This window comes from Candidatus Clostridium radicumherbarum (genome assembly GCF_045310525.1).
GTDB classification, from domain to species: Bacteria; Bacillota; Clostridia; order Clostridiales; family Clostridiaceae; genus Clostridium_AT; species Clostridium_AT radicumherbarum.
Map to the genome: position 1 here is coordinate 263972 of NZ_JBJHZY010000004.1, position 21709 is coordinate 285680.

The following is a 21709-nucleotide window of genomic DNA, read 5'->3' on the forward strand; positions in this document are numbered from 1 at the left end:
ATTTTGATTTTTAAATTTATTATTTAATTGGAGTTGATTAAATGGTTACAGTTTTATTAAATGGCTGCTTAGGAAAAATGGGCAAAACAGTCACTGCACTTTCAAAAAACTTTGAGGGACTTAAAATAGCAGCTGGTGTTGATAGAATTAAGGAAGCTATGGATTATCCTGTTTATAATAACATTTCTGATTGCAAGGAAAAAATTGATGTTGTTTTGGACTTTTCCAGACCAGAATCACTAGATGATCTTTTAAACTATGCAAAAGCAAACAAGGTCTCTTTAGTTCTTTGTACAACTGGATACACTGAAGCTCAATTATTAAAAATAAAAGAAATGAGCAGTGAAATCGCTATTTTTCGCTCAGCAAATATGTCACTTGGAGTAAATATTATTAATAATATTTTAAAGAAGGTTAGTGCTCTTTTATACAAGGATTATGACATAGAAATAATTGAAAAACACCACAATCAAAAGGTTGACTCCCCTAGCGGCACCGCATTATTACTTGCAAATACAATTAAAGATGCCATATCAGAAGAAACTATCTTTAAATTTGGAAGAGAAGGCATAAGCAAAAGGGAGCATAAGGATATAGGCATTCATGCAGTTCGCGGCGGTAGTATTGTAGGTGAACATGAAGTAATATTTGCAGGTCAAGGCGAAACCTTAGAAATTAAGCATACTGCAGTATCAAGGGATGTATTTGCAGTTGGAGCCCTAAAAGCCTGTGAGTTTATGGGCTATAAATCACCAGGTCTTTATTCTATGGATAATATGCTCGAAAATTCCATATAATTTTATAAAAGTAATATTAAGGTCTGCAGCATATTATTTTGCTGCAGACCTTACTTCATTAAAATGCTTCTTTTAACCAATTTTCTAATCTATCTAGTGCTTCCTTTAATACATCCATGCTGTAGCTATATGAGATTCTTATATAGCCTTCTCCCCTGCTGCCAAAAGCAGAGCCAGGTACAGCTGCAAGTTTACCTTCTCTTAGTAACCTTTCGCAAAATTCTTCACTGCTTAAATTATATTTCTTTATAGATGGAAAAATATAAAAAGCACCCTGGGGTTTAGTAGTATTAAATCCCATAGCTAAAAGTCTTTCATAAACATAATCTCTTCTTCTTTTAAATTCATTTTTCATATTTTCTACATCCTCTAGACAAGAAATAAGACCCTCATAGGCTCCCCACTGAACTATGGATGGTGCACAGGACACATTATACTGATGAACCTTCATTATCTCATCCATAAACTTCTTTTGAGTACATACGTATCCAAGTCGAAGTCCGGTCATGCTGAACATTTTGGAAAAGCCGCTTACCAAAACAATTTTTGATTTAAGCTCCTTAAATTGAGAAATAGAATAATAATTTTCTTCAAAGCAGAGGGAACTATATATTTCATCTGTAACTATTATAGTATCCTTATTAATTAAAAGCTCATAAAGTTTATTTCTATCTTCTTTTGTGAGTATTGCTCCAGTTGGATTTGAAGGATAGGATACAACCATAAGCTTTGGCTGCTCTTTTTGAAGTTTCTCTTCTAAATCTTGAAAATTAATAGAAAAATCTTCATTTAAGCTATATTCAATTACCTGTCCCCCAAGTAATTTAATGCAGCTTTCGTAGGCAGGATATGCAGGAGATGGTATTAGAACTTTATCTTCTCTATTTATAAATGCAGTAAAAACAGATAATAGTCCTTCACTTCCTCCGATAGTTAAGCAGATTTCCTCCGGCTTAAAGTTAATTTCAAAACTTCTTAGAAACTCTGAAAGCTTTTCTCTAAGCTCAATTATTCCAGCATTTGATGTATAGGCTGTTTTATTTTCTAAAATAGCTTTTATCATAGCTTCCTTGATTTTCAGTGGTACATTAAAATCAGGCTGACCTAAGGTAAGAGATAATGCCTCTGGGACTTCAACTACTTTATTATAAAACTTCCTAATACCTGAAATTTCAATCTTTCTTACATTCTCTGAAAAAATTCTATTTTCATCTTTTATATTCTCCAAACTTAATCCTCCTGTATTTCTTATTCTGCTAGTAACACGTATTAATTACTATTAAATATACCTCTAATAGATTTACATAATCTTTTAAATTTGTGTTTTCTTAATAACCTTAATTATTACTTATAACATATTAATTATACATTATATTCATGATTTAATAAAATCCCCCTTTAATTTCTTGTTATTTTTTATTATAATTTATTATATATTGTCTAACAAATGGAATATTACTAGGAGGTAAACTATGGAATATAATTTGACAGATCCCTATGAAATAGCTAGATACATAAAAGAAGCTAAGAAAACTACTCCAGTAAAGGTGTATGTAGACGGCAACCTGAAAAACTCTGATTTTGGGGGCTTAGATGTATATGGAGATGGAAACTTTTATGTTTTCTTTGGAGAAAGTCATGAGGCTTCAGATTTCTTAATGAAAAACAAAGAAAAAATAAATAAATTTAAAATTGAGTATGATAGGCGTAATTCAGCTATTCCTTTAATGGATCTTCTCAATATTGATGCCAGAATAGAACCAGGTGCTATTATAAGAGACAAGGTGGTAATAGGAAAAAGTGCTGTTATTATGATGGGGGCTGTAGTAAATATTGGAGCTGAAATTGGCGAGGGAGCCATGATCGACATGAATGCTGTTGTTGGCGCCAGAGGAAAAATTGGTAATAGAGTTCATCTTGGTGCTGGAGCAGTGGTGGCTGGAGTATTAGAACCACCTAGCAAGGATCCTTGTGAAATAGGAGATGATGTTTTAATAGGTGCAAACTCAGTTATCCTTGAGGGAGTTAAAATTGGAAAAGGTTCAGTAGTTGCTGCTGGATCAGTAGTAGTAGAAGATGTACCAGCCGGAGTAGTTGTTGCCGGCACACCAGCTAAAATAATAAAAGTTGTAGATGACAAAACAAAAGGAAAAACTCAAATATTAGACGACTTAAGAAAATAGCAGAGAGAATTTTCTCTGCTATTTTCTATAATAAATTAATTATTCCTAAGCTTCCTCAATGAGGCTTTCATCATCCGAGCTCTCTATGGCTCCGGATTCCTTATTAACACGTTCCATTTTAGAAATAGAAACCTCATAAGCTATTTTTTTAATGGTTTCAGTTTCGGTTACCTTTTTCTCATATTCTCTGCTTTGAAGTCTTCCCCATACTCTTAAATTATCACCTACTACGAGGCTTTGACAAAATCTTGAATTTCTGCCCCATGCAATAGTTGGTATGTAATCGGACTTATTATAAGAGCGATTAACAGCTAAAAGCATATCTGCTATCTCTCTTCCAAAGGGAGTAGTTCTATATACAGGTTGTTTGCATATATATCCATCTAGAAATATCTGATTTGGATTCTTACTTCTTTCAATGCAAAATTCCACATTTCTTGCAAAAACAGAAAGTATTAGCCTATTTGCTCCGTCTACGAATTTATTATAGGAACGTAATTGCCCTTCAACAATAACTTCACTGCCCTCTTTAAGTTCCATTCCTCCTATAAGTCTTTCAGAGACAGTAATGCACAATATATCCTTTGCATCACTTAATCTTGGAACCTCAAGATTGAAATTATAAAAGCCCTCCCCATACATTTCATGGCTAAATTGAAGGTCAGATAATATTTTTCCTTCAAGATAAATCTTATTGTTTAACATTAAATTGTCCATCATTACCCCTCTTTCCCTTAGTTTTATTGCCTACACAGAATATAAATATTCAAAATAAATACAAAATATAACTTCTTTTAATAATATTAATTAGTTCTTTCATATATTTTCTAATTAAGATTAATTTATATTTATAATATAATATATTCCATTATAATACATTTTATAAATATATTTCAATAACTGTTATTTTAATATTTGCTTTCCAGCAGTATCTAGATAATAATTATCCTTATAAATCAATTCTGAAACTTTTACAAATTCATAGCCCTCACTTTTCAATTTTTCTATAATTTTTGGTAAATTTTCTGGAGTATACTTTGCATTGTTATGAAACAAAAGTATGGAGCCTGGATTTGTTCTTTTTATAACCCTATTATATTCTACGTCTGCACCATTTTCTCTCCAATCAATACTGTCTACGTCCCATTGAATTGGAAAATGACCAGTAGCTTTAACTGTTTTTATAGCATTGTCATTGTATGTACCTTCTGGAAATCTAAATAGCTTAGTACCCTCACCAGTAATTGATGATATTTTTGCATCGCAGGTCATAATTTCTTGAATGAGTTTTTCATTGGAGATTTTATTAATGTCTGGATGTTTATTAGTGTGATTTCCTAATTCATGTCCCCTTTTTACCATATCCTTTACTAAGGCTTCATTATCATCAATCCATGCCCCTACTATAAAAAAAGTAGCTTTAATATTATATTTGTCTAAAATATCTAAAAGCTTCGGAGTATTATCATCTCCCCAGCTAACATCAAAGGTTAATGCAATTTTTTTATCCTTTGTATCTACATTATAAATTGGAAGTTCCCTATATAAAAATTTAAAAACACCTATACTTTTGTAATTAACTCCAATGGAAATCATGGAACTTATAAATATCAATAAAAATAACAGGCTTGCTCTTTTATATATTTTATTGTTAAAATGTGGAATCTTCATTACTATCCCTCTTTCATATTTCTTTACTTTATAATTTTATTCTATAAGTAAATTAATATGCTTATTGTTAATTAGTGAAAAATACATATTTAAGAGCAGATAAAAACAAAAATCACCCATATATTTAAATGCTTTTTATGATATAATATTTTTGATATATTTTAAAAGAACTTTAGTTCATGAAAAATGGAGGAAAATTATGTTTGGTGATACAACAGATTTAGCAGAAAACAAGCTTCTGCTACTTTATATATTTAATAGAATAAAACTTCCTATATCTAATAATCAAATTACGCAAATAGTACTTGAGAACAACTTTATTAATTATTTTACCCTTCATCAATATATTTCTGAGCTATTGACCTCCGGTTTTTTAGAATATATAGCAGAAGATAAAAAGCATAGATTACTAATCACGGAAAAGGGCAGTAGGGTATTAACTATGTTTGAAAATCGACTTTCGAAAAATAAGGCTCAGGTTTTAGATGCTTATTTAGACAAGCATTTAGATAATATTAAAAAAGAAATTACCGTTTCTGCTGAATATACAATAGAAAATAAGGATAATTATATAGTTAATTTAATTACAAAAGAAAATAATAAGGTACTCATGGACCTTAAAATTAATGTATCTACAAATAAGCAGGCTCAAGAATTGTGTAAAAAGTGGAAAAATTCTTCTTCAGAAATGTATGAAAAAATATTACATTTTCTAATGGACTAAATTAGTGTCATTCCTGTAGGTTCACCACCTATGGAAATGACCTTTTTATTTCCCTTCTCAATATCTACTTTTACAAGTAAATTATTATAGTTGTCTCCAACATAAATATGGTTTCCATTTACTATAATTCCTCTTGGCATACCTCCCACCCTTATTTTTTTTATTACTTTTAACTTATTTATATCTAATATACTTACTGTCCCGTCACCAAAATTTGAGACATAACAATAATTTTGACTTGCACAAATATCTACAGGAGAATTACCTAGCTTAATTTTTGCAACAGTTTTTAATGAATCTATGTCAATAATTCTAAGAGTTCCATATGACTTTAAACCTAATTTACTTTCACATACAAAAATATATTGTCCATCTTCACTAAAAATTGCCTTAGTGGGATATTCAGAAACAGGAAGCTGATGTATATTATCCCTATTTAAGCAATCAAAAATAGTAATGCTGTCACTGTGCATATTTGCTACAACTGCTAATGCATTGTATTTATTTATATAAATGCTATGAGGATAACTTCCGCAAGGTATCTCTTCTATTATTTTTTTCATCATTAAATTAAAAACAATTATATTATTTAACTCACCACAAACAATATAGGCATTATGTTCATATACTTCAACATCATTACAGTGCATACCAATAAAATAATTCTCTATTTCCTCTTCCTCATCAATGCTAATAATGGACAAACTATTTCCAAAACTATTTGCTATTAGAAGATTATCTTCGTAAAAACATATTCCATGTGGCCCAATTTTATTTTGGCTTCTTAGTCTTAAAGGAATTTGTCCTTCCTCCTTAAAATCCACTAAATTTATTTTGGAAATTGTATCAGTAGAAGTGTTGCAAATATATAAATTGCTCAAGATAATCACCTCCATTTCACTAATATATAATATGTAGACTAAACAAAACTGTTAATAAAAAAGATGGACTAGGACTTAGAAGGCTGAATTGTACTATTCAGCGGGTCTAAACCTAATCCACCTTAATTGTTAACTATTTTTTATTATCTTTCTCATATCACCTATCATATAAAGTGATCCTGATATAAGCAGCAAGGTATCCTTACTGCAGTAAGTTAAAGCTTTTTTATAAGCTTCCTTATAGTCCTCAGCATATTCTACTACTGGATTTATTTCAGCTATACTTTCTGCTAAATCACAGGCAAGCTCTGCTCTATCTGAATGAGGGGTGACTGCAATTATTTTTGCTGCCTTAGGTGTTATAACTTTAAGCATAGAATCAACCTGTTTATCAGCTAAAATTCCAAGTATTAGCACTATATCCTTATAGCTAAAGTAGGTTTCAATACTTTCTTTTAAATTTATTATACCATCAATATTATGAGCTCCATCTATTACAACTAAAGGATCCTTACTAAGAATTTCTAATCTTCCAGGCCATTTTACCTTCTTCAATGCTTCAAGTATATGTTCCTTTTTTATAATTATATTCTGTTTAATAAGTTCTTCTACAGCAAAGATTACTACTGAACAGTTAAGCAGCTGTGGTTTTCCAAGCAGTGAAAGCTCTATATTATATATATTGGAACTTGTTTTTATAACTATGTCTTGAACCTCACTATTAACTACTTTATTAATCTTATTTAAGGAAACGGAATACTTAGGAACTTCAATTAACCTGCTGTTTCTGTCTTTGCAAATTTTGTTAATAACAACAAAACTTTCTGCTTCTTGTGGATATAGTACTAGGGGAACTCCCTCTTTTATGATGCCGGCCTTTTCAAAGGCAATTTCACCTAAGGTATCCCCAAGTATTTTCATATGATCGTAGCTTATGGAGGTAATAATACTTAATATAGGCTTTATTACATTTGTTGAATCTAACCTTCCTCCTAGACCAACTTCAATTACTGCATAATCTATCTTTTCATTGTAAAAGTACAAAAGCATGGCACAGGTGATAATTTCAAATTCCGTCGGGTTCTCAAAGCCTAGCGCAATTACCTTTTGAACTACCTCTGAAACTTCAGTAATAACAGAACTTAAATCTTCCTTTGGAATATTGCTTCCGTTTATTTGAATTCTCTCTTCGAATTCTTCTAAATAAGGCGAGGTATACATGCCTACCCTGTAGCCTGCTTCTTTTAATATTTCGGTAAGCATAGCTGTTGTTGAGCCTTTACCATTTGTACCAGCAATGTGGATGCATTTAAGCTTTTTATGAGGATTTCCTAAAAGTTCTAATATTTTTTCTGTTCTTGAAAGACCATAATTACTACCAAATTTAGCAGTACTTTTAATATAATCCATTGCCTCTACGTAATTCATATGCTTCCCCCTTAGTAATTAAACACAATTAAAGGCCATAAAATTTTGTTTAAAATTAATTTGTGAAGCTATTAATTCTTTGTTCAACAGCTTTAAGCATTTCCATGTATTTTTCACCTTTAACTCTTTCTTCCTCTACTACTTCTTTTGGTGCTTTACTTGTAAACTTCTCATTTTTTAGCTTTTTCTCTACCCTGTCAATTTCACCTATTAACTTAGTCTTTTCTTTGTTTAATCTTTCTAATTCCTTATCCTTGTCAACTAAGTCCAGTAAAGGAATGAATATTTCAGCAGAAGTAGTAACAACGGAAACAGCATTTTCTGGAACCTCATTTTTAGAAGCTATAATATTAAGTTCAGAAGCTGAAGCAAGCTTTTCAAAATATATAGTCCCAGCTTTAAAGGCTGGCTTAGCCTCTTCAGAAACGAAGGCTAAAAGCTTAGCTTTTCTTGAAGGAGGCACATTCATTTCTGCTCTTACATTTCTAATACCTCTTATTGAGTCAATAATGTAGCTCATATAATTTTCAGCCTCCTTATTATATAAAGCTTCATTATATTCAGGCCACTTAGATATAGTTATAGATTCATATTCTACTGCTAAATGAGTATAAATTTCCTCGGTAATAAAAGGCATTATAGGATGAAGCAGCTGAAGACTTGTTGTTAAAACCTTATAAAGAACATTAAAGGCTATACCCTTTTGTCTTTCATCTTCACCATAAAGTACTGGCTTTACAAGTTCTATATACCAATCACATAATTCATTCCATATAAAATCATATATTTTTTGTGAAGCAATTCCAATCTCAAATTTATCAACATTTTCGGTAATTTCTTTTACAACTGTATTTAATCTTGATAAAATCCATTTATCTGCAAGGGTGTAGTTTTTATCATCCTTGTACTTATCCATAATATTTTTATTAAGATTCATCATAACAAATCTGGAAGCATTCCAAATCTTATTAGCAAAATTTCTAGCCGCCTCTACTTTTTCAATTTGGAAGCGAATGTCATTACCAGGAGCGTTTCCTGTAATAAGCATAAATCTTAGCGCATCAGCACCATATTGATCTATAATATCTAATGGATCCACCCCATTTCCTAGGGATTTGGACATTTTTCTTCCTTCTGAATCTCTTATAATACCATGAATAAATACAGTATCAAATGGTATATCCTTCATATTATGAAGTCCTGAGAAAATCATTCTAGCAACCCAGAAGAATATAATATCATATCCTGTTACAAGAGTACTTGTAGGATAAAAATATTTTAAATCCTCTGTTTCATTAGGCCATCCTAAGGTTGAAAATGGCCAAAGTGCTGAACTGAACCAAGTATCAAGTACATCTCTATCCTGTTCTAAATTAGTGCTATTACACTTTGTACAAGCCGTAGGTGCATCAATAGAAACAATAACTTCGTTGCAGTCCTTGCAATACCAAACAGGAATTCTGTGGCCCCACCAAAGCTGTCTTGAAATACACCAATCTTGAATATTCTCCATCCAATTATAATAGATCTTCTCAAATCTTTCTGGTACAAATTTTATTTTCTTCTCCTTAACAACTTCAATAGCAGGCTTAGCTAGGCTCTCCATTTTAACATACCACTGCCTTGATATAATTGGCTCTACGGTTGTTCCGCATCTATCATGACAGCCTACATTGTGAACATGTTCCTTTATCTTAACAAGATAGCCCTGTGCCTCTAGATCCTTAACTATTGCTTTTCTTGCTTCATATCTATCAAGCCCCGCGTATTTTCCACCTAAATGATTAATTGTTCCATCATCATTCATTATTCTAAGTTCTTCTAAATTGTGTCTCTTCCCTACAAGGTAATCATTAGGATCATGGGCAGGTGTGATTTTAACTGCACCAGTTCCAAATTCTAAATCTACATAATCATCTGCAATTATTGGAATTTCTCTATTTACTAGTGGCAGCCTTAAGGTTTTACCAACTAAATTTGTATATCTTTCATCCTTTGGATTTACAGCAACTGCAGTATCACCAAGCATAGTTTCAGGCCTAGTAGTTGCAATTTCTATAAAATCATTTGTCCCTACGATTGGATATTTTATATGCCAGAAATGACCATTTTGTTCACTGTATTCTATTTCAGCGTCTGAAAGTGCAGTTTTACATTTTGGGCACCAATTAGTGATTCTATTTCCTTGGTATATAAGTCCTTCATTATATAGCTTTACAAAAACTGTTCTTACAGCCTGGTTTAAATTTTCATCCATGGTAAAGGCTTCTCTAGTAAAATCTGCAGAGGTACCTAGCTTTCTAAGCTGCTCTCTAATTCTCTCTCTGTATTCGTGAGTCCAATCCCAAACCTTTTCTAGAAAGGCTTCTCTACCCATTTCCTTTTTAATAAGTCCTTGTTTTAAAAGCTCGTTTTCAACCTTAACTTCTGTTGCAATACTAGCGTGATCCTCACCAGGAAGCCAAAGTGCACTGAAGCCCTGCATTCTTTTAACTCTAATTAAAAAGTCCTGAAGGGTATTATCTAGTGCATGGCCTAGATGAAGCTTTCCAGTTATATTTGGAGGTGGCATAACTATTGTGTAAGGCTTCTTAGATTTATCCACCTCTGGGGTGAAATAGCCTTTTTCCTCCCAAGTCTTATAAATTCTTTCCTCAAATTCCTTTGGATCATAGGTTGTTGAAATATTTTTTAATTCTTCCATTTAATCATCTCCTAATATATTATTTTACAAATAAAAAAGTCTTCATCCACAAAAGGACGAAGACATACTCGCGGTACCACCTTTATTCCTACAAAACTTCTATAGGCTCTTTAATATTTAACGATTTAGAATAACCGTCCTTACCTACTAATTTCAGTAAAGAAGCTCCAAAGCTACCTTCAAGATAATTCGTATGGAAGGTCTTACAGCCGCTGAACCTTCTTCTCTAAATACTCTTTAATCTTTACTCCTCTTTATCAAAGCTTATATTTTTTAAATTTTATTATTAATATAATATACCATTGTTTTCAATTCTGTCAACACATATGTGAAAATTATTGGATATCAACTTTATATTCCTTACCTGTATTCTTAACTTTAATCTTCACATATGTCTTATTATCTCCTATTGGAGGTGTGTTATAATTTTCCTCACCGCCTGCAGCCGATGCAGGTAGATTTTTATATTCTTTTCCGTCTATAAATATAGAAACCTCACTTTCATAAAATCCTAAATCTGAAACAATGTATAAATTTCCATAGGTAACACCTTTAGTGAAGGTTCTTACCCTGATTTTTTCTCCGTCCTTTTGAAAATCCTTATTTATAGTAATTACCTTACAAAGAGATTTCATATTTTTCATGTCGTTTACCTTAAAACTAACTTCTTCTCCACTAGAAAGGTAGCATACGATATATTTATTCCTATCCTTTAATTTATAATAATTTTTATAGGCAATAATTACTGTATCCTGTACAGCATCGGAAGCATCATTTTCATCTTTAAAATAGCTAAAGGCTATTTTATATAGTATGGTTATACGCATATCTAGAAGTTCTATAAACTCAGCTTCTTCTATCTTCTCCTTTTCCCAAATTCCTTCAAACATTTCACACCCCTATTTCACCGCAATTCTAATAATTAAATAAAAAGATTTAAATGTTATATGAGTTAGATGTTTAAATATATAAAAAAGTTCGATTATTTATAAATTTATTTTACTATATCTGTAACTTTTTAAGGATATTATCTAAAAACTAATATAATGAAACTTAGACACTAAAAAAGCGGAAATCTTTGATTTCCGCTACTTTAGTGTTTAATTTTTTATGTGGATCAAATGGCATTTATTAAATAGAATTCATTTGTCCTTCAAAATCATTATCATTGAAATTTACCTTTTCATCACTTGCTGCTTCTTGTAAAGCTTTCATACTTTCTTCAGCTTCTAAGTTTTTAAAGGCTACAGACATCATAAGCTTAATTCTATTTAATTGATTTACCTCACTAGCACCAGGATCATAATCTATTGCTGTTATGTTTGCACCTTCAAATCTGCTTTTAAGTGCTTTTATCATGCCTTTGCCTGTAACATGATTTGGAAGGCAGGCAAATGGCTGCATGCAAATAATATTTTTTACACCGCTTTCTATAAGCTCTACCATTTCTGCAGTTAAAAACCAGCCTTCTCCAGTTTGATTTCCTAAAGATAAAATTGGCTTTGCCCCTTCAGCAAGTTCTTTAATGGTGCTGGGTGCGTGAAATCTTTTACTTTTCCTAAGAGCCTTCTTCATTTCTTTTCTGTATAACTCCATAGCTGTAATAGCAGCATTGCTGAAAATCATTTTCTTTTTTGTACCAGACAAAAATTTATACTTGAAGTTTGCATCATAGGCACAGTAAAGTAGAAAATCCAATAAATCAGGCATAACTGCTTCTGCCCCTTCTGCTTCAACAACGTCTATAACATTATTGTTTGCAGTTGGATGAAATTTAACAAGTATCTCGCCTACTAACCCAACCTTAGGTTTTGATATTGGTAAAATAGGAAGTTTATCAAATTCGTCTACGATTTTATTAATGTTGTTTTTAAAACCTGAAAAGCTGCCTGTTATTATTGAAGTTTTACAGTCCTCTACTAGCTTTTCATAAAGAAAATTTGCACATCCTTTAACTTTTTCATAGGGTCGTACTTTTAAAAGCACCCTCATAAACAGGTCTCCATACACTACAGACATCATTGCTTTATTTAGTAAGCCTGGAGTTAAGCTAAAGCCTGGATTTTTCTCCATACCTAAAGCATTTAAAGATATAACTGGTATATTTGCGTAGCCAGCATCCTTTAAGGCTTTTCTCAGGAAGCCTATATAATTTGTTGCCCTGCAGCCTCCCCCGGTTTGCGATATAATTACTGCTAGCTTGTTTGTATCATAGTTTCCGGATTTAATAGCTTCGATTATCTGTCCTACAACAATTATAGATGGATAACAAGCATCATTATTTACATATTTTAATCCCTCATCAACAGCCTTTGTATCAACAGAAGGCAGCACTTTCAAATTATAGCCTGAAGCCTTAAAGGCAACTTCTAAGAATTGAAAATGTATTGGGGACATTTGAGGAGCCAGAATAGTATATTCTTCCCTCATTTTTTCTGTAAATATAACTTTAGGTTCCTTAATCTCATTATTTTTAGCTGCAACACCGTTTCTATCTCTTTCCTCTATAGCTGCCTTTAATGAACGTATACGAATTCTTGCTGCGCCAAGGTTATTTCCTTCATCTATTTTAAGAACCGTATATATTTTACCAGTCTTGTTCAGTATTTCCTGTACTTGATCTGTTGTTACTGCATCTAAACCACAACCAAAGGAATTTAATTGAATAAGATCTAAATTATCCTGTTTACTTATAAAATTAGCAGCTGAATAAAGTCTTGAGTGGTATACCCATTGATCCACAACCCTTAAAGGATCTTCTCTTACAGCTAAATGATCAACAGAGTCCTCTGTAAGCACAGCCATACCAAACTCCGTTATTAAATTTGGAATGCCATGATGGATTTCAGGATCAATATGATAAGGTCGCCCTGCTAGAACAATACCTTTTTTCCCTGATTTTTTGAGGTAATTAACTACTTCCTCACCTTTATTTCTAATATCTTCTCTAGACTTTTCCTGTTCAAGCCATGCTTTATCTACGGAAATATTTATTTCATTCTTTGGTATATTAAATATTCTTAGTTCTTCAAAAAGCCTCTTTTTTAATTTTTCTTTATTATCAAGTGCTAAAAAAGGATTCATGAAAGTAATATTTTCTTCCTTTAATATATCCATATTTGTCCTTATAACCTCTGAATAAGAAGTGACTATAGGACAATTATAATTATTATCTGCTTCTGTATGCTCTTTTCTTTCAAATGGTATACATGGATAAAATATGAATTTAACACCTTTATTTATTAAACTCATAATATGTCCATGACTTATCTTTGCTGGGTAGCAGGCTGACTCAGATGGAATTGTTTCAATTCCTAATTCATAAATAGCCTTAGAGGACCTTGGAGATAATTCAACCCTGAATTTTAGTTCATTAAAAAAAGTAAACCAAAATGGATAATTCTCATATATATTTAATACTCTAGGTATCCCTACAGTACCTCTAGCTGCATCTTCTTTTTTTAATGGTTTGTAATTAAAAATCCTATTGTATTTATAATCATATAAATTAGGCAGCTTTTCTTTCTTATTGCTTAAACCTAGTGGTCTTTCGCATCTATTTCCTGATATGAAGCTGTCTCCATTACTAAAATTATTTATGGTTAGTAAGCAGTTATTAGTACATAATCCGCATCGCCTCATAGTAACTTCTGTTTTAAAGCTATTTATACCTTCTAAATTTAGTAAAGTCGTTTCGCTGCCTTCTGTATATCTTTCTTTAGCTATAATAGCTGCTCCAAAGGCTCCCATTAATCCTGCAATATCTGGCCTTATTGCTTCCCTTTCAGAAATTAATTCAAAACTTCTAAGTACAGCATCATTATAAAAGGTTCCACCTTGGACAATTATCTTTTTACCCATTTCTTTTGGATCACGAATTTTTATTACCTTAAGCAAGGCATTCTTAATGACAGAATAGGATAATCCAGCCGAGATATCTCCAACAGTAGCTCCTTCCTTTTGAGCTTGCTTTACCCTTGAATTCATGAAAACAGTACACCTTGAACCTAAGTCTACAGGACTTTCTCCGCCTATAGCAGAACTTGCAAATTCCTGAACACTCATATTTAAGGAATGGGCAAAGGTTTCAATGAAGGAACCACAGCCAGATGAACAAGCTTCATTTAAAAGTATACTGTCAATTACTCCATTTTTTATTCTTAAACACTTCATATCTTGCCCACCAATATCTAATATGAAGTCTACTCCAGGAAGAAAGAATTCTGCAGCTTTATAGTGAGCAATAGTTTCTATTTCACCAATGTCAATTTTTAAAGCTGATTTTAGAAGTGCTTCACCATAACCCGTTACGCAAGAATTAATTATTCTAACATTTCCCGGAAGTTTTCCATATAAGTCCTTTAATATCTTTATGCTGCTTTTTAGAGGACTTCCCTCATTACTGCCATAGTAGGTATAAAGAAGTGCGCCATCTTCATCAATTAAAGCAGCCTTTGTTGTAGTAGAACCTGCATCTACACCTAGAAAGCAGTTTCCACTATAATTTTCTAAGGAAGCTCTTTTCACATTATTTTTCCCATGTCTTGTTTTAAATTCATCATATTCCTCTGAGTCTTTAAATAAGGGCTCCAGCCTTTGTATTTCATGAGAAGTTTTTTCTCTAAGTGTTGATAGCTTAGAAGCTAATACTCTAAATTCATAAATCTCATTGTTTTTTGATGCTAAAGCAGCACCTATAGCAACAAAAAGCTGAGAATTCTCAGGGAAAATTACCTGCTGGGGACTTAAGTTTAAGGTTTCTATAAACCTTTTTCTAAGCTCGGATAAAAAATAAAGGGGTCCGCCTAAAAATGCTACATTACCTCTTATTGGCTTTCCACAGGCAAGTCCACTTACCGTTTGATTAACCACAGCTTGAAATACTGAGGCTGCTACATCTTCCTTTGCTGCACCTTCATTAATTAGCGGCTGTATATCTGTTTTTGCAAATACTCCGCAGCGAGCAGCTATAGGATATATTACCTTATAGTTTTTAGAAAGCTCATTAAGACCTGTGGCATCAGTTTGTAGCAGTGATGCCATCTGATCAATAAATGCTCCAGTACCACCAGCGCAGGTTCCATTCATTCTCTGATCTATACCACCGTCAAAGTAAGTAATTTTAGCATCTTCTCCGCCGAGTTCTATTGCAACATCTGTACTAGGAATAAATCTTTCAATGGTTTTAGTTGCTGATATTACTTCTTGAATAAAAGGTACAGATAGCCACTTAGCAACAGATAGCCCACCAGAACCTGTTATTGTTAAAGTGATATTTTTATTTTGAAAAGCTAAATAAGCTTCATTTATTAAATCTATTATTGTTTGTTTAATATCAGAAAAATGTCTTTGATATTTACTAAACAGTAATTTATCATTACTATCTATAACTACAATTTTTACTGTAGTTGACCCAACATCTAAGCCAATGTGTAATAAGTTATTCATATATAAAATAGCTCGTAAGCTATTAACCCTCCCCCCCAAAAGCAAAGTGTATCACCACTATTATATGGAATTTTTCCTATAATAATGTTCTAAAATATATTATAATTATATAACCTAAAAGTAAAATATTCAACTTTAAAAAAATCCAAATGACATTACAGCGCCATTTGGATTCATTTTAGTCTTTTGTTCTTAATCTAGCTAAAGCTCTTTTCAGCTTTAATTCCGCTCTTTTATAATCGATATTTTCTTTTTCCCGTAGCAGTTGTTCTGCTTTCTTTTTTGCTTCTTCAGCTCTTTGTACATCAATTTCCTGCGGCCATTCCACATCTTCAGAAAGTAAATCAAGTTCATTTTTTTCAATTTTTAAAACTCCTGTAGAAGTGAATAACTTTAATTTTTTTCCATCAACTGTAGTAAAGGTTGTAACCGTTGGAACAATTGAAGTAACCATAGGAACGTGGTTTGGGAGTATTTCAAGGCGTCCTATATCATTTTCTGTGGTGAGGTCAATCACTTCACCTTCATAGGCCTTTCTTTCAGGAGTGATTATATTTAACTTTATAGTATCAGCCATTTAAATCTCCCCTTCTACTTATTCATCATAGTCTTTGCTCTTTCAACTGCCTCATCAATGGTACCTACAAACAGGAATGCAGACTCTGGTAAATCATCATGCTTACCTTCTATAATTTCTTTAAAGCCTCTAACAGTTTCTTTTACAGTTACAAACTTTCCTGGAATACCTGTAAACTGTTCTCCAACTGTAAATGGCTGTGAAAGAAATCTCTGAATCTTTCTTGCTCTTGAAACAACTAATTTATCCTCATCAGATAATTCGTCTACACCTAAAATTGCTATTATATCCTGGAGCTCTTTGTATTTTTCAAGTATGTGTTTAACATCATTTGCTACTTTATAATGTTCTTCCCCTACAATTCTAGGATCAAGTATTCTTGAGCTTGAATCAAGTGGATCAACCGCTGGATATATTCCAAGTTCAACTATAGCTCTTGATAAAACTGTAGTTGCATCTAAGTGGGCAAAAGTAGTTGCTGGCGCTGGGTCTGTTAAGTCATCAGCAGGAACATACACAGCCTGAACAGATGTAATAGACCCTCGTTTTGTTGAGGTAATTCTCTCTTGGAGTGCTCCCATTTCTGTTGCTAAGGTTGGCTGATAACCAACGGCACTTGGTATTCTACCTAGTAGAGCTGAAACCTCTGATCCTGCCTGTGTAAATCTAAATATATTATCTATAAATAGAAGTACATCCTGACCTTGGTCTCTAAAGTATTCTGCCATTGTAAGCCCAGTCAGTGCAACTCTCATTCTAGCTCCTGGTGGCTCATTCATTTGTCCAAATACCAGTGCTGTCTTTTCAATAACACCAGACTCTTTCATTTCATAATATAGGTCATTACCTTCTCTTGTTCTTTCACCAACACCTGTGAATACAGATATTCCACCATGCTGCTTAGCTATATTGTTTATTAGTTCTTGAATAAGTACTGTTTTTCCTACTCCAGCACCACCGAAAAGTCCTATTTTACCTCCCCTTTGATAAGGAGCAATAAGATCTATAACCTTTATACCTGTTTCAAACATTTCAGGTGAAACGGATTGTTCTTCAAAAGAAGGTGCTGGTCTATGAATAGGATATAATAGATCAGTTTTTACCTCTTCGCCTTCATCTATAGTTTTCCCAAGTACATTAAATAGTCTTCCTAGACATTCTTTACCTACAGGAACTAATACTGGTTTACCAGTATCATAAGCTTCCATCCCTCTTTTTAAACCTTCGGTAGCATCCATGGCAATGGTTCTAACTATATCATCACCAACGTGCTGTTCAACTTCTACTACTAAGGTTTCATCATGAGGCAGCTTTATTTCTACTGCATTATATATGCTAGGAAGATTTTCTGAATCAAATTTAATGTCTACTACTGGTCCTATAACCGAAATAACTTTACCAACGTTATTAGACATCAGATACCCTCCTGTATTTGTCATACTGTATTTCTCTGTACTGGGTAACCTGTACTCGCCGCTTCCAGCGGCTAGGTTACCCGTAAAAGTCCATTTAGGACTTTTACCTTCACGTAACGATTATTAATCGTTACGCTCCTGTATTCTAATTTTATTTTTGTGCTTCTGCTCCGCCAACAATTTCTGAAATTTCCTGAGTGATTGCACCTTGTCTCATTCTATTATACTGCAGCTTCAATTTATCAAGAAGTTCATTTGCATTCTTTGTTGCTCCATCCATAGCCATCATACGTATTGCCTGCTCACTAGTTTTTGAATGTATTAAATAGCTAAGCATTTTTTCTCTGATATACATGGGAAAAATATTATTAATAAGTAAATCAATATCAGGTTCAAACTTCATGTATTTCCCAAAATTAGTATTATTAAAATCATAGGCTCTTTCCTTTAAAGGAAGAAGTCTTTCTACAACTATTTCTTGGCTATTTTGGGCATGAAATTTCATATAAATAACATTGATTTCTCCAACTTCCCCTTTTGTATACATTTCAACCGCAGCATTTCCAATAGTCTTTGCTTCCTTGGTAGTTGGAACATCAGGCAAGTTAATAAATTTAGCTCTTACTTCATAGTTTAATCTATTGAAATAAGCAACACCCTTTTCTCCAACTGCCATTATTAATGAGTTTTCTCTGTCCTTTGATATTTCTTCAGCTGCTTTATTTAGGATATTAACATTATAGGAGCCACAAAGGCCAGAATCAGAAGTAAGTACTATATAGAGCTTCTTATTTATATTATTTCCATTTATATAAACATTCTCTACTTCATTATTGTCAAGAACTTCATTAAGAATTTTACTAAAATGCTCTCTAAACATATCATTAAATTCAAGAGACTGTTTAGTTTTTCTTAATTTAGCAGTGGCAACAAGTCCCATGGCATTTGTAATCTTTCTTGTACTTGTTACGGATTTAATTCTTCTTTTTATACCTACAAGTCCTGAACCTGCCACACCTTACACCTCCTTCAGCGGCTATGCTTCCTCTTTAGAAAACACATCTTTGAATTCTTTAATTGCCCCTGAAAGAGCATTTTTAATTTCATCGTTTAACTCTTTCTTTTCAGCTATGAGCTGACCAACATCTCTATGATGTGTATCCATAAATTCTAAGAAACTCTTTTCAAATAATTTTATTTTTTCTACTGGTATATCCATTAGGAAGTCATTTGTAGCTGCAAATAAAATCATAACTTGCTTTTCAACTGGCATTGGTTCATATTGATCTTGCTTTAATATTTCAGTTATTCTCTTACCTTTTTCAAGTCTTCTTTTTGCTTCTTTATCAAGATCAGATCCAAATTGTGAAAATGCAGCTAATTCTCTATATTGTGCAAGGTCCAATCTTAAACTACCTGTAACCTGCTTCATAGCTTTAATTTGCGCACTACCACCAACTCTGGAAACGGATATACCTGCATTAACAGCTGGTCTTTGTCCTGCAAAGAACATATCTGCCTCTAAGAATATCTGTCCATCTGTTATAGATATAACATTGGTTGGAATATAAGCTGTTACGTCTCCAGCTAGAGTTTCAATTATAGGCAGTGCAGTAATTGAGCCTCCACCTAATTTATTAGAAAGCTTTGCAGCTCTTTCTAAAAGCCTTGAGTGTAAGTAAAAAACGTCTCCAGGGTATGCTTCTCTTCCTGGTGGTCTACGAAGTAATAGAGCCATTGCTCTATAGGCAACTGCATGCTTGGAAAGATCATCATATACCATAAGTACATGCTTTCCTTTATGCATAAAATATTCACCCATACTGCAGCCTGCATAAGGTGAAAGGTATTGAAGTGGTGCACTTTCTGCAGCAGTGGAAGATACTATAATTGTATAATCCATTGCTCCCATTTCACTTAAGGTATTATAAATATGAGCAACTGTAGACTGTTTTTGGCCTATAGCTACATATATACATATAACGTCTTTTCCCTTTTGATTAATAATTGTATCAATAGCTAGAGCTGTCTTTCCTGTCTGTCTGTCACCTATAATAAGCTCTCTTTGTCCCTTTCCTATTGGAATCATTGAGTCTATAGCTTTTATACCTGTTTGAAGAGGTTCTTTTACTCCTTGTCTTTCAATTACTCTTGGAGCAATAATTTCTATGGGCCTATATTCAGCTTCTTTTATTGAGCCTTTACCATCTATAGGAATGCCTAATGCATTTACTACTCTTCCAAGAAGTTCTTCACCAACTGGAACTTCAACGACATTACCAGTTCTTTTAACTACATCTCCCTCTTTAATGCCTGCTTCACTTCCAAGTAAAACGGCACCTACATTGTCCTGCTCTAAGTTAAGAGCCATGCCAAAAATACCAGTAGAGAATTCTAGAAGTTCACCTTCCATACATTCATCTAATCCATATATTCTGGCAATTCCGTCTCCTACTTGGATTACAGTACCTGAATCTACAGTCTCTAGCTTGTTTTCGTATTTTTCTATTTGCTGTTTAATAATAGACGTAATTTCTTCAGGTCGAATATTCATTATTTCACCTCTATTCCGTTTTAAGGGTCATTTTTCTAATATCCTCAAACTTTGATTTTATAGTCCCATCAATTACATCGTTTCCGACTCTAACATATACTCCACCAATTATGTCCTTATCCAATTCTTCATTTAAAATTATTTTTTTGTTATATTTTAATTCAAGTTTTCTAATAAGGTCATTTTTCTCATCAGCAAGAAGCGGAACTACAGTTTTAACAAGAGCCAATAAAGTTTGATTTCTTTCTAAGTGAATTTTCTTTAATTCTTCTATAATACCCTTAAGATTTAGAAGCCTGTTTTTTTCAATAAGTAATAACAAAAATGATAAAACTTCTTCATCGGTCTTACCCCTAAATATGTTTTCAAATAATTCCTTTTTCTTTGTAGTACTCAGTTTAGGATGTTTGATTAATTCTAAAAGTTCTTCATTTCCATTAATAATATTTAATATATCACCTAGATCCTTAATAAACTCTTCAGTTTTAGCTCTTTCCTCAGCTACTTCATATAAGGCAAGTGCATATCGTCTATCTAAATATTCATACATATTAAATACCTACCTTAGCAATGAAATCCTTTATTAACCTTCTATGTTCTTTTTCATCAATAGCTGTATCTAAGGCCTTTGAAGATAATAAAATAGCTAAATCAATAGCTTGAGTCTTAATTTCTTCTTCTGCCTTTTCTTTTTCTCTTTCAGAATCCTTTCTCGCCTTATTAAGCAGGGATTCAGCATCTTCTTTAGCCTTGGCTACAATTTCATCAGATAACTTTTCGGCTTTATTTTTCAAGTCTTCTACTATTGTTTTACCTTCTTCTTTAGCAGCTTTAAGCTTCTCTTCATTTTCTAGTCTCAAAGCTTCAGCTTTTCTTTGGTTTTCTTCAGTTATATCTATTTTTTCCTTAATTTCATTTTCTCTAGTTGATATAACAGTAGTTACTGGCTTAAAGAGAAAGTGCTTTAAAATAAATACCAATATGATGAAATTAATAAATGTGGCTAAGACTGTTAACCAATTTATATCCATGGGTTTTGCTTCCCCCCTTTAGGGTCAAATTTTTATAGTGCCTAAGACACTATTAAATAAACTAGCCAGTTATTTTACCTAATATCATTATAGCAACTAGTAAACCATAAACAGCTGTAGCTTCTGCGAAAGCATTACCAACTAGTAGGGTTGCTGTTATCTTACCACTAGCCTCTGGTTGTCTAGAAATAGCCTCTACAGCCTTTCCTGTTGAAAGTCCTGTTCCTATTCCAGCTCCAATACCTACGAATACTGCAATGCCTGCAGCTAAAGCCATAATTCCTGCACTTGTCATA

18 protein-coding genes and 1 other annotated feature are annotated in these 21709 nt (G+C 32.7%); of the genes, 3 read left to right on the forward strand and 15 right to left on the reverse strand.

Annotated features, from left to right (window positions below; genetic code table 11):
• Positions 1 to 41 precede the first annotated feature (41 nt).
• Positions 42 to 797 (forward strand): 4-hydroxy-tetrahydrodipicolinate reductase, encoded by a 756-nt coding sequence (gene dapB, locus ACJDUH_RS17270; protein WP_406766451.1) that lies wholly within the window; start codon positions 42 to 44, stop codon positions 795 to 797.
• Positions 798 to 855: 58 nt separating this feature from the next.
• Here dapB and ACJDUH_RS17275 read toward each other — a convergent pair whose 3' ends face one another.
• Entirely contained in the window at positions 856 to 2025 is a 1170-nt protein-coding gene (locus ACJDUH_RS17275) for a pyridoxal phosphate-dependent aminotransferase (RefSeq protein WP_406766452.1), read from the reverse strand.
• A 244-nt stretch (positions 2026 to 2269) separates the two neighbouring features.
• Here ACJDUH_RS17275 and dapD point away from each other — a divergent pair, with 244 nt between their 5' ends.
• Positions 2270 to 2980 carry a 2,3,4,5-tetrahydropyridine-2,6-dicarboxylate N-acetyltransferase gene (gene dapD / locus ACJDUH_RS17280; RefSeq protein WP_406766453.1) on the forward strand — a complete coding sequence of 237 codons (711 nt, stop codon included), beginning with the start codon at positions 2270 to 2272 and terminating at the stop codon, positions 2978 to 2980.
• A 45-nt stretch (positions 2981 to 3025) separates the two neighbouring features.
• On the opposite strand, the gene ACJDUH_RS17285 is transcribed toward dapD, so the two are convergent.
• Positions 3026 to 3697: a single-stranded DNA-binding protein gene (locus tag ACJDUH_RS17285; RefSeq protein ID WP_406766454.1), complete on the reverse strand. Its 672-nt coding sequence runs from the start codon at positions 3695 to 3697 to the stop codon at positions 3026 to 3028.
• A 186-nt stretch (positions 3698 to 3883) separates the two neighbouring features.
• On the reverse strand, positions 3884 to 4651 hold the full coding sequence (pdaB, locus tag ACJDUH_RS17290) for a polysaccharide deacetylase family sporulation protein PdaB (protein WP_406766455.1): 768 nt from the start codon (positions 4649 to 4651) through the stop codon (positions 3884 to 3886).
• Positions 4652 to 4850: 199 nt separating this feature from the next.
• Between pdaB and ACJDUH_RS17295 the strand changes: the two genes are divergently transcribed.
• Positions 4851 to 5375, forward strand: coding sequence for a DUF4364 family protein (locus ACJDUH_RS17295; protein ID WP_406766456.1), 525 nt, complete (start codon positions 4851 to 4853; stop codon positions 5373 to 5375).
• Here the strand turns inward: ACJDUH_RS17295 and ACJDUH_RS17300 are convergent.
• The 12 genes from ACJDUH_RS17300 to atpE form a co-directional block, all read right to left on the reverse strand.
• The gene (locus ACJDUH_RS17300; protein WP_406766457.1) at positions 5372 to 6256 is read right to left on the reverse strand and encodes a YncE family protein; all 885 of its coding nucleotides are present in this window, start codon (positions 6254 to 6256) and stop codon (positions 5372 to 5374) included. The genes ACJDUH_RS17295 and ACJDUH_RS17300 overlap by 4 nt on opposite strands.
• A 129-nt stretch (positions 6257 to 6385) precedes the next feature.
• Positions 6386 to 7684 carry a bifunctional folylpolyglutamate synthase/dihydrofolate synthase gene (locus tag ACJDUH_RS17305; protein ID WP_406766458.1) on the reverse strand — a complete coding sequence of 433 codons (1299 nt, stop codon included), beginning with the start codon at positions 7682 to 7684 and terminating at the stop codon, positions 6386 to 6388.
• A 55-nt stretch (positions 7685 to 7739) separates the two neighbouring features.
• A complete protein-coding gene (locus ACJDUH_RS17310; RefSeq protein ID WP_406766459.1) occupies positions 7740 to 10388 on the reverse strand; it encodes a valine--tRNA ligase in 2649 nt (882 codons plus the stop codon).
• 49 nt (positions 10389 to 10437) lie between these two features.
• Positions 10438 to 10658 (reverse strand) — a binding site (T-box leader).
• A gap of 65 nt (positions 10659 to 10723) precedes the next feature.
• The gene (locus tag ACJDUH_RS17315; protein WP_406766460.1) at positions 10724 to 11278 is read right to left on the reverse strand and encodes an RNA polymerase sigma factor; all 555 of its coding nucleotides are present in this window, start codon (positions 11276 to 11278) and stop codon (positions 10724 to 10726) included.
• A 241-nt stretch (positions 11279 to 11519) separates the two neighbouring features.
• Complete coding sequence (locus ACJDUH_RS17320; protein WP_406766461.1) at positions 11520 to 15836, reverse strand: acyl-CoA dehydratase activase-related protein; 4317 nt, start codon at positions 15834 to 15836, stop codon at positions 11520 to 11522.
• Positions 15837 to 16014: 178 nt separating this feature from the next.
• On the reverse strand, positions 16015 to 16413 hold the full coding sequence (locus ACJDUH_RS17325; RefSeq protein ID WP_406766462.1) for a F0F1 ATP synthase subunit epsilon: 399 nt from the start codon (positions 16411 to 16413) through the stop codon (positions 16015 to 16017).
• A 14-nt stretch (positions 16414 to 16427) separates the two neighbouring features.
• Entirely contained in the window at positions 16428 to 17828 is a 1401-nt protein-coding gene (gene atpD / locus ACJDUH_RS17330; protein ID WP_406766463.1) for a F0F1 ATP synthase subunit beta, read from the reverse strand.
• A 151-nt stretch (positions 17829 to 17979) separates the two neighbouring features.
• A complete protein-coding gene (gene atpG, locus ACJDUH_RS17335; RefSeq protein ID WP_406766464.1) occupies positions 17980 to 18843 on the reverse strand; it encodes an ATP synthase F1 subunit gamma in 864 nt (287 codons plus the stop codon).
• Between the two features lie 21 nt (positions 18844 to 18864).
• Positions 18865 to 20382: a F0F1 ATP synthase subunit alpha gene (atpA, locus tag ACJDUH_RS17340; RefSeq protein ID WP_406766465.1), complete on the reverse strand. Its 1518-nt coding sequence runs from the start codon at positions 20380 to 20382 to the stop codon at positions 18865 to 18867.
• Positions 20383 to 20392: 10 nt separating this feature from the next.
• A complete protein-coding gene (locus ACJDUH_RS17345) occupies positions 20393 to 20932 on the reverse strand; it encodes a F0F1 ATP synthase subunit delta (RefSeq protein ID WP_406766466.1) in 540 nt (179 codons plus the stop codon).
• Position 20933: 1 nt separating this feature from the next.
• Entirely contained in the window at positions 20934 to 21413 is a 480-nt protein-coding gene (locus ACJDUH_RS17350) for a F0F1 ATP synthase subunit B (RefSeq protein WP_406766467.1), read from the reverse strand.
• 61 nt (positions 21414 to 21474) lie between these two features.
• The gene (gene atpE / locus ACJDUH_RS17355) at positions 21475 to 21708 is read right to left on the reverse strand and encodes an ATP synthase F0 subunit C (RefSeq protein ID WP_406766468.1); all 234 of its coding nucleotides are present in this window, start codon (positions 21706 to 21708) and stop codon (positions 21475 to 21477) included.
• Position 21709 lies beyond the last annotated feature (1 nt).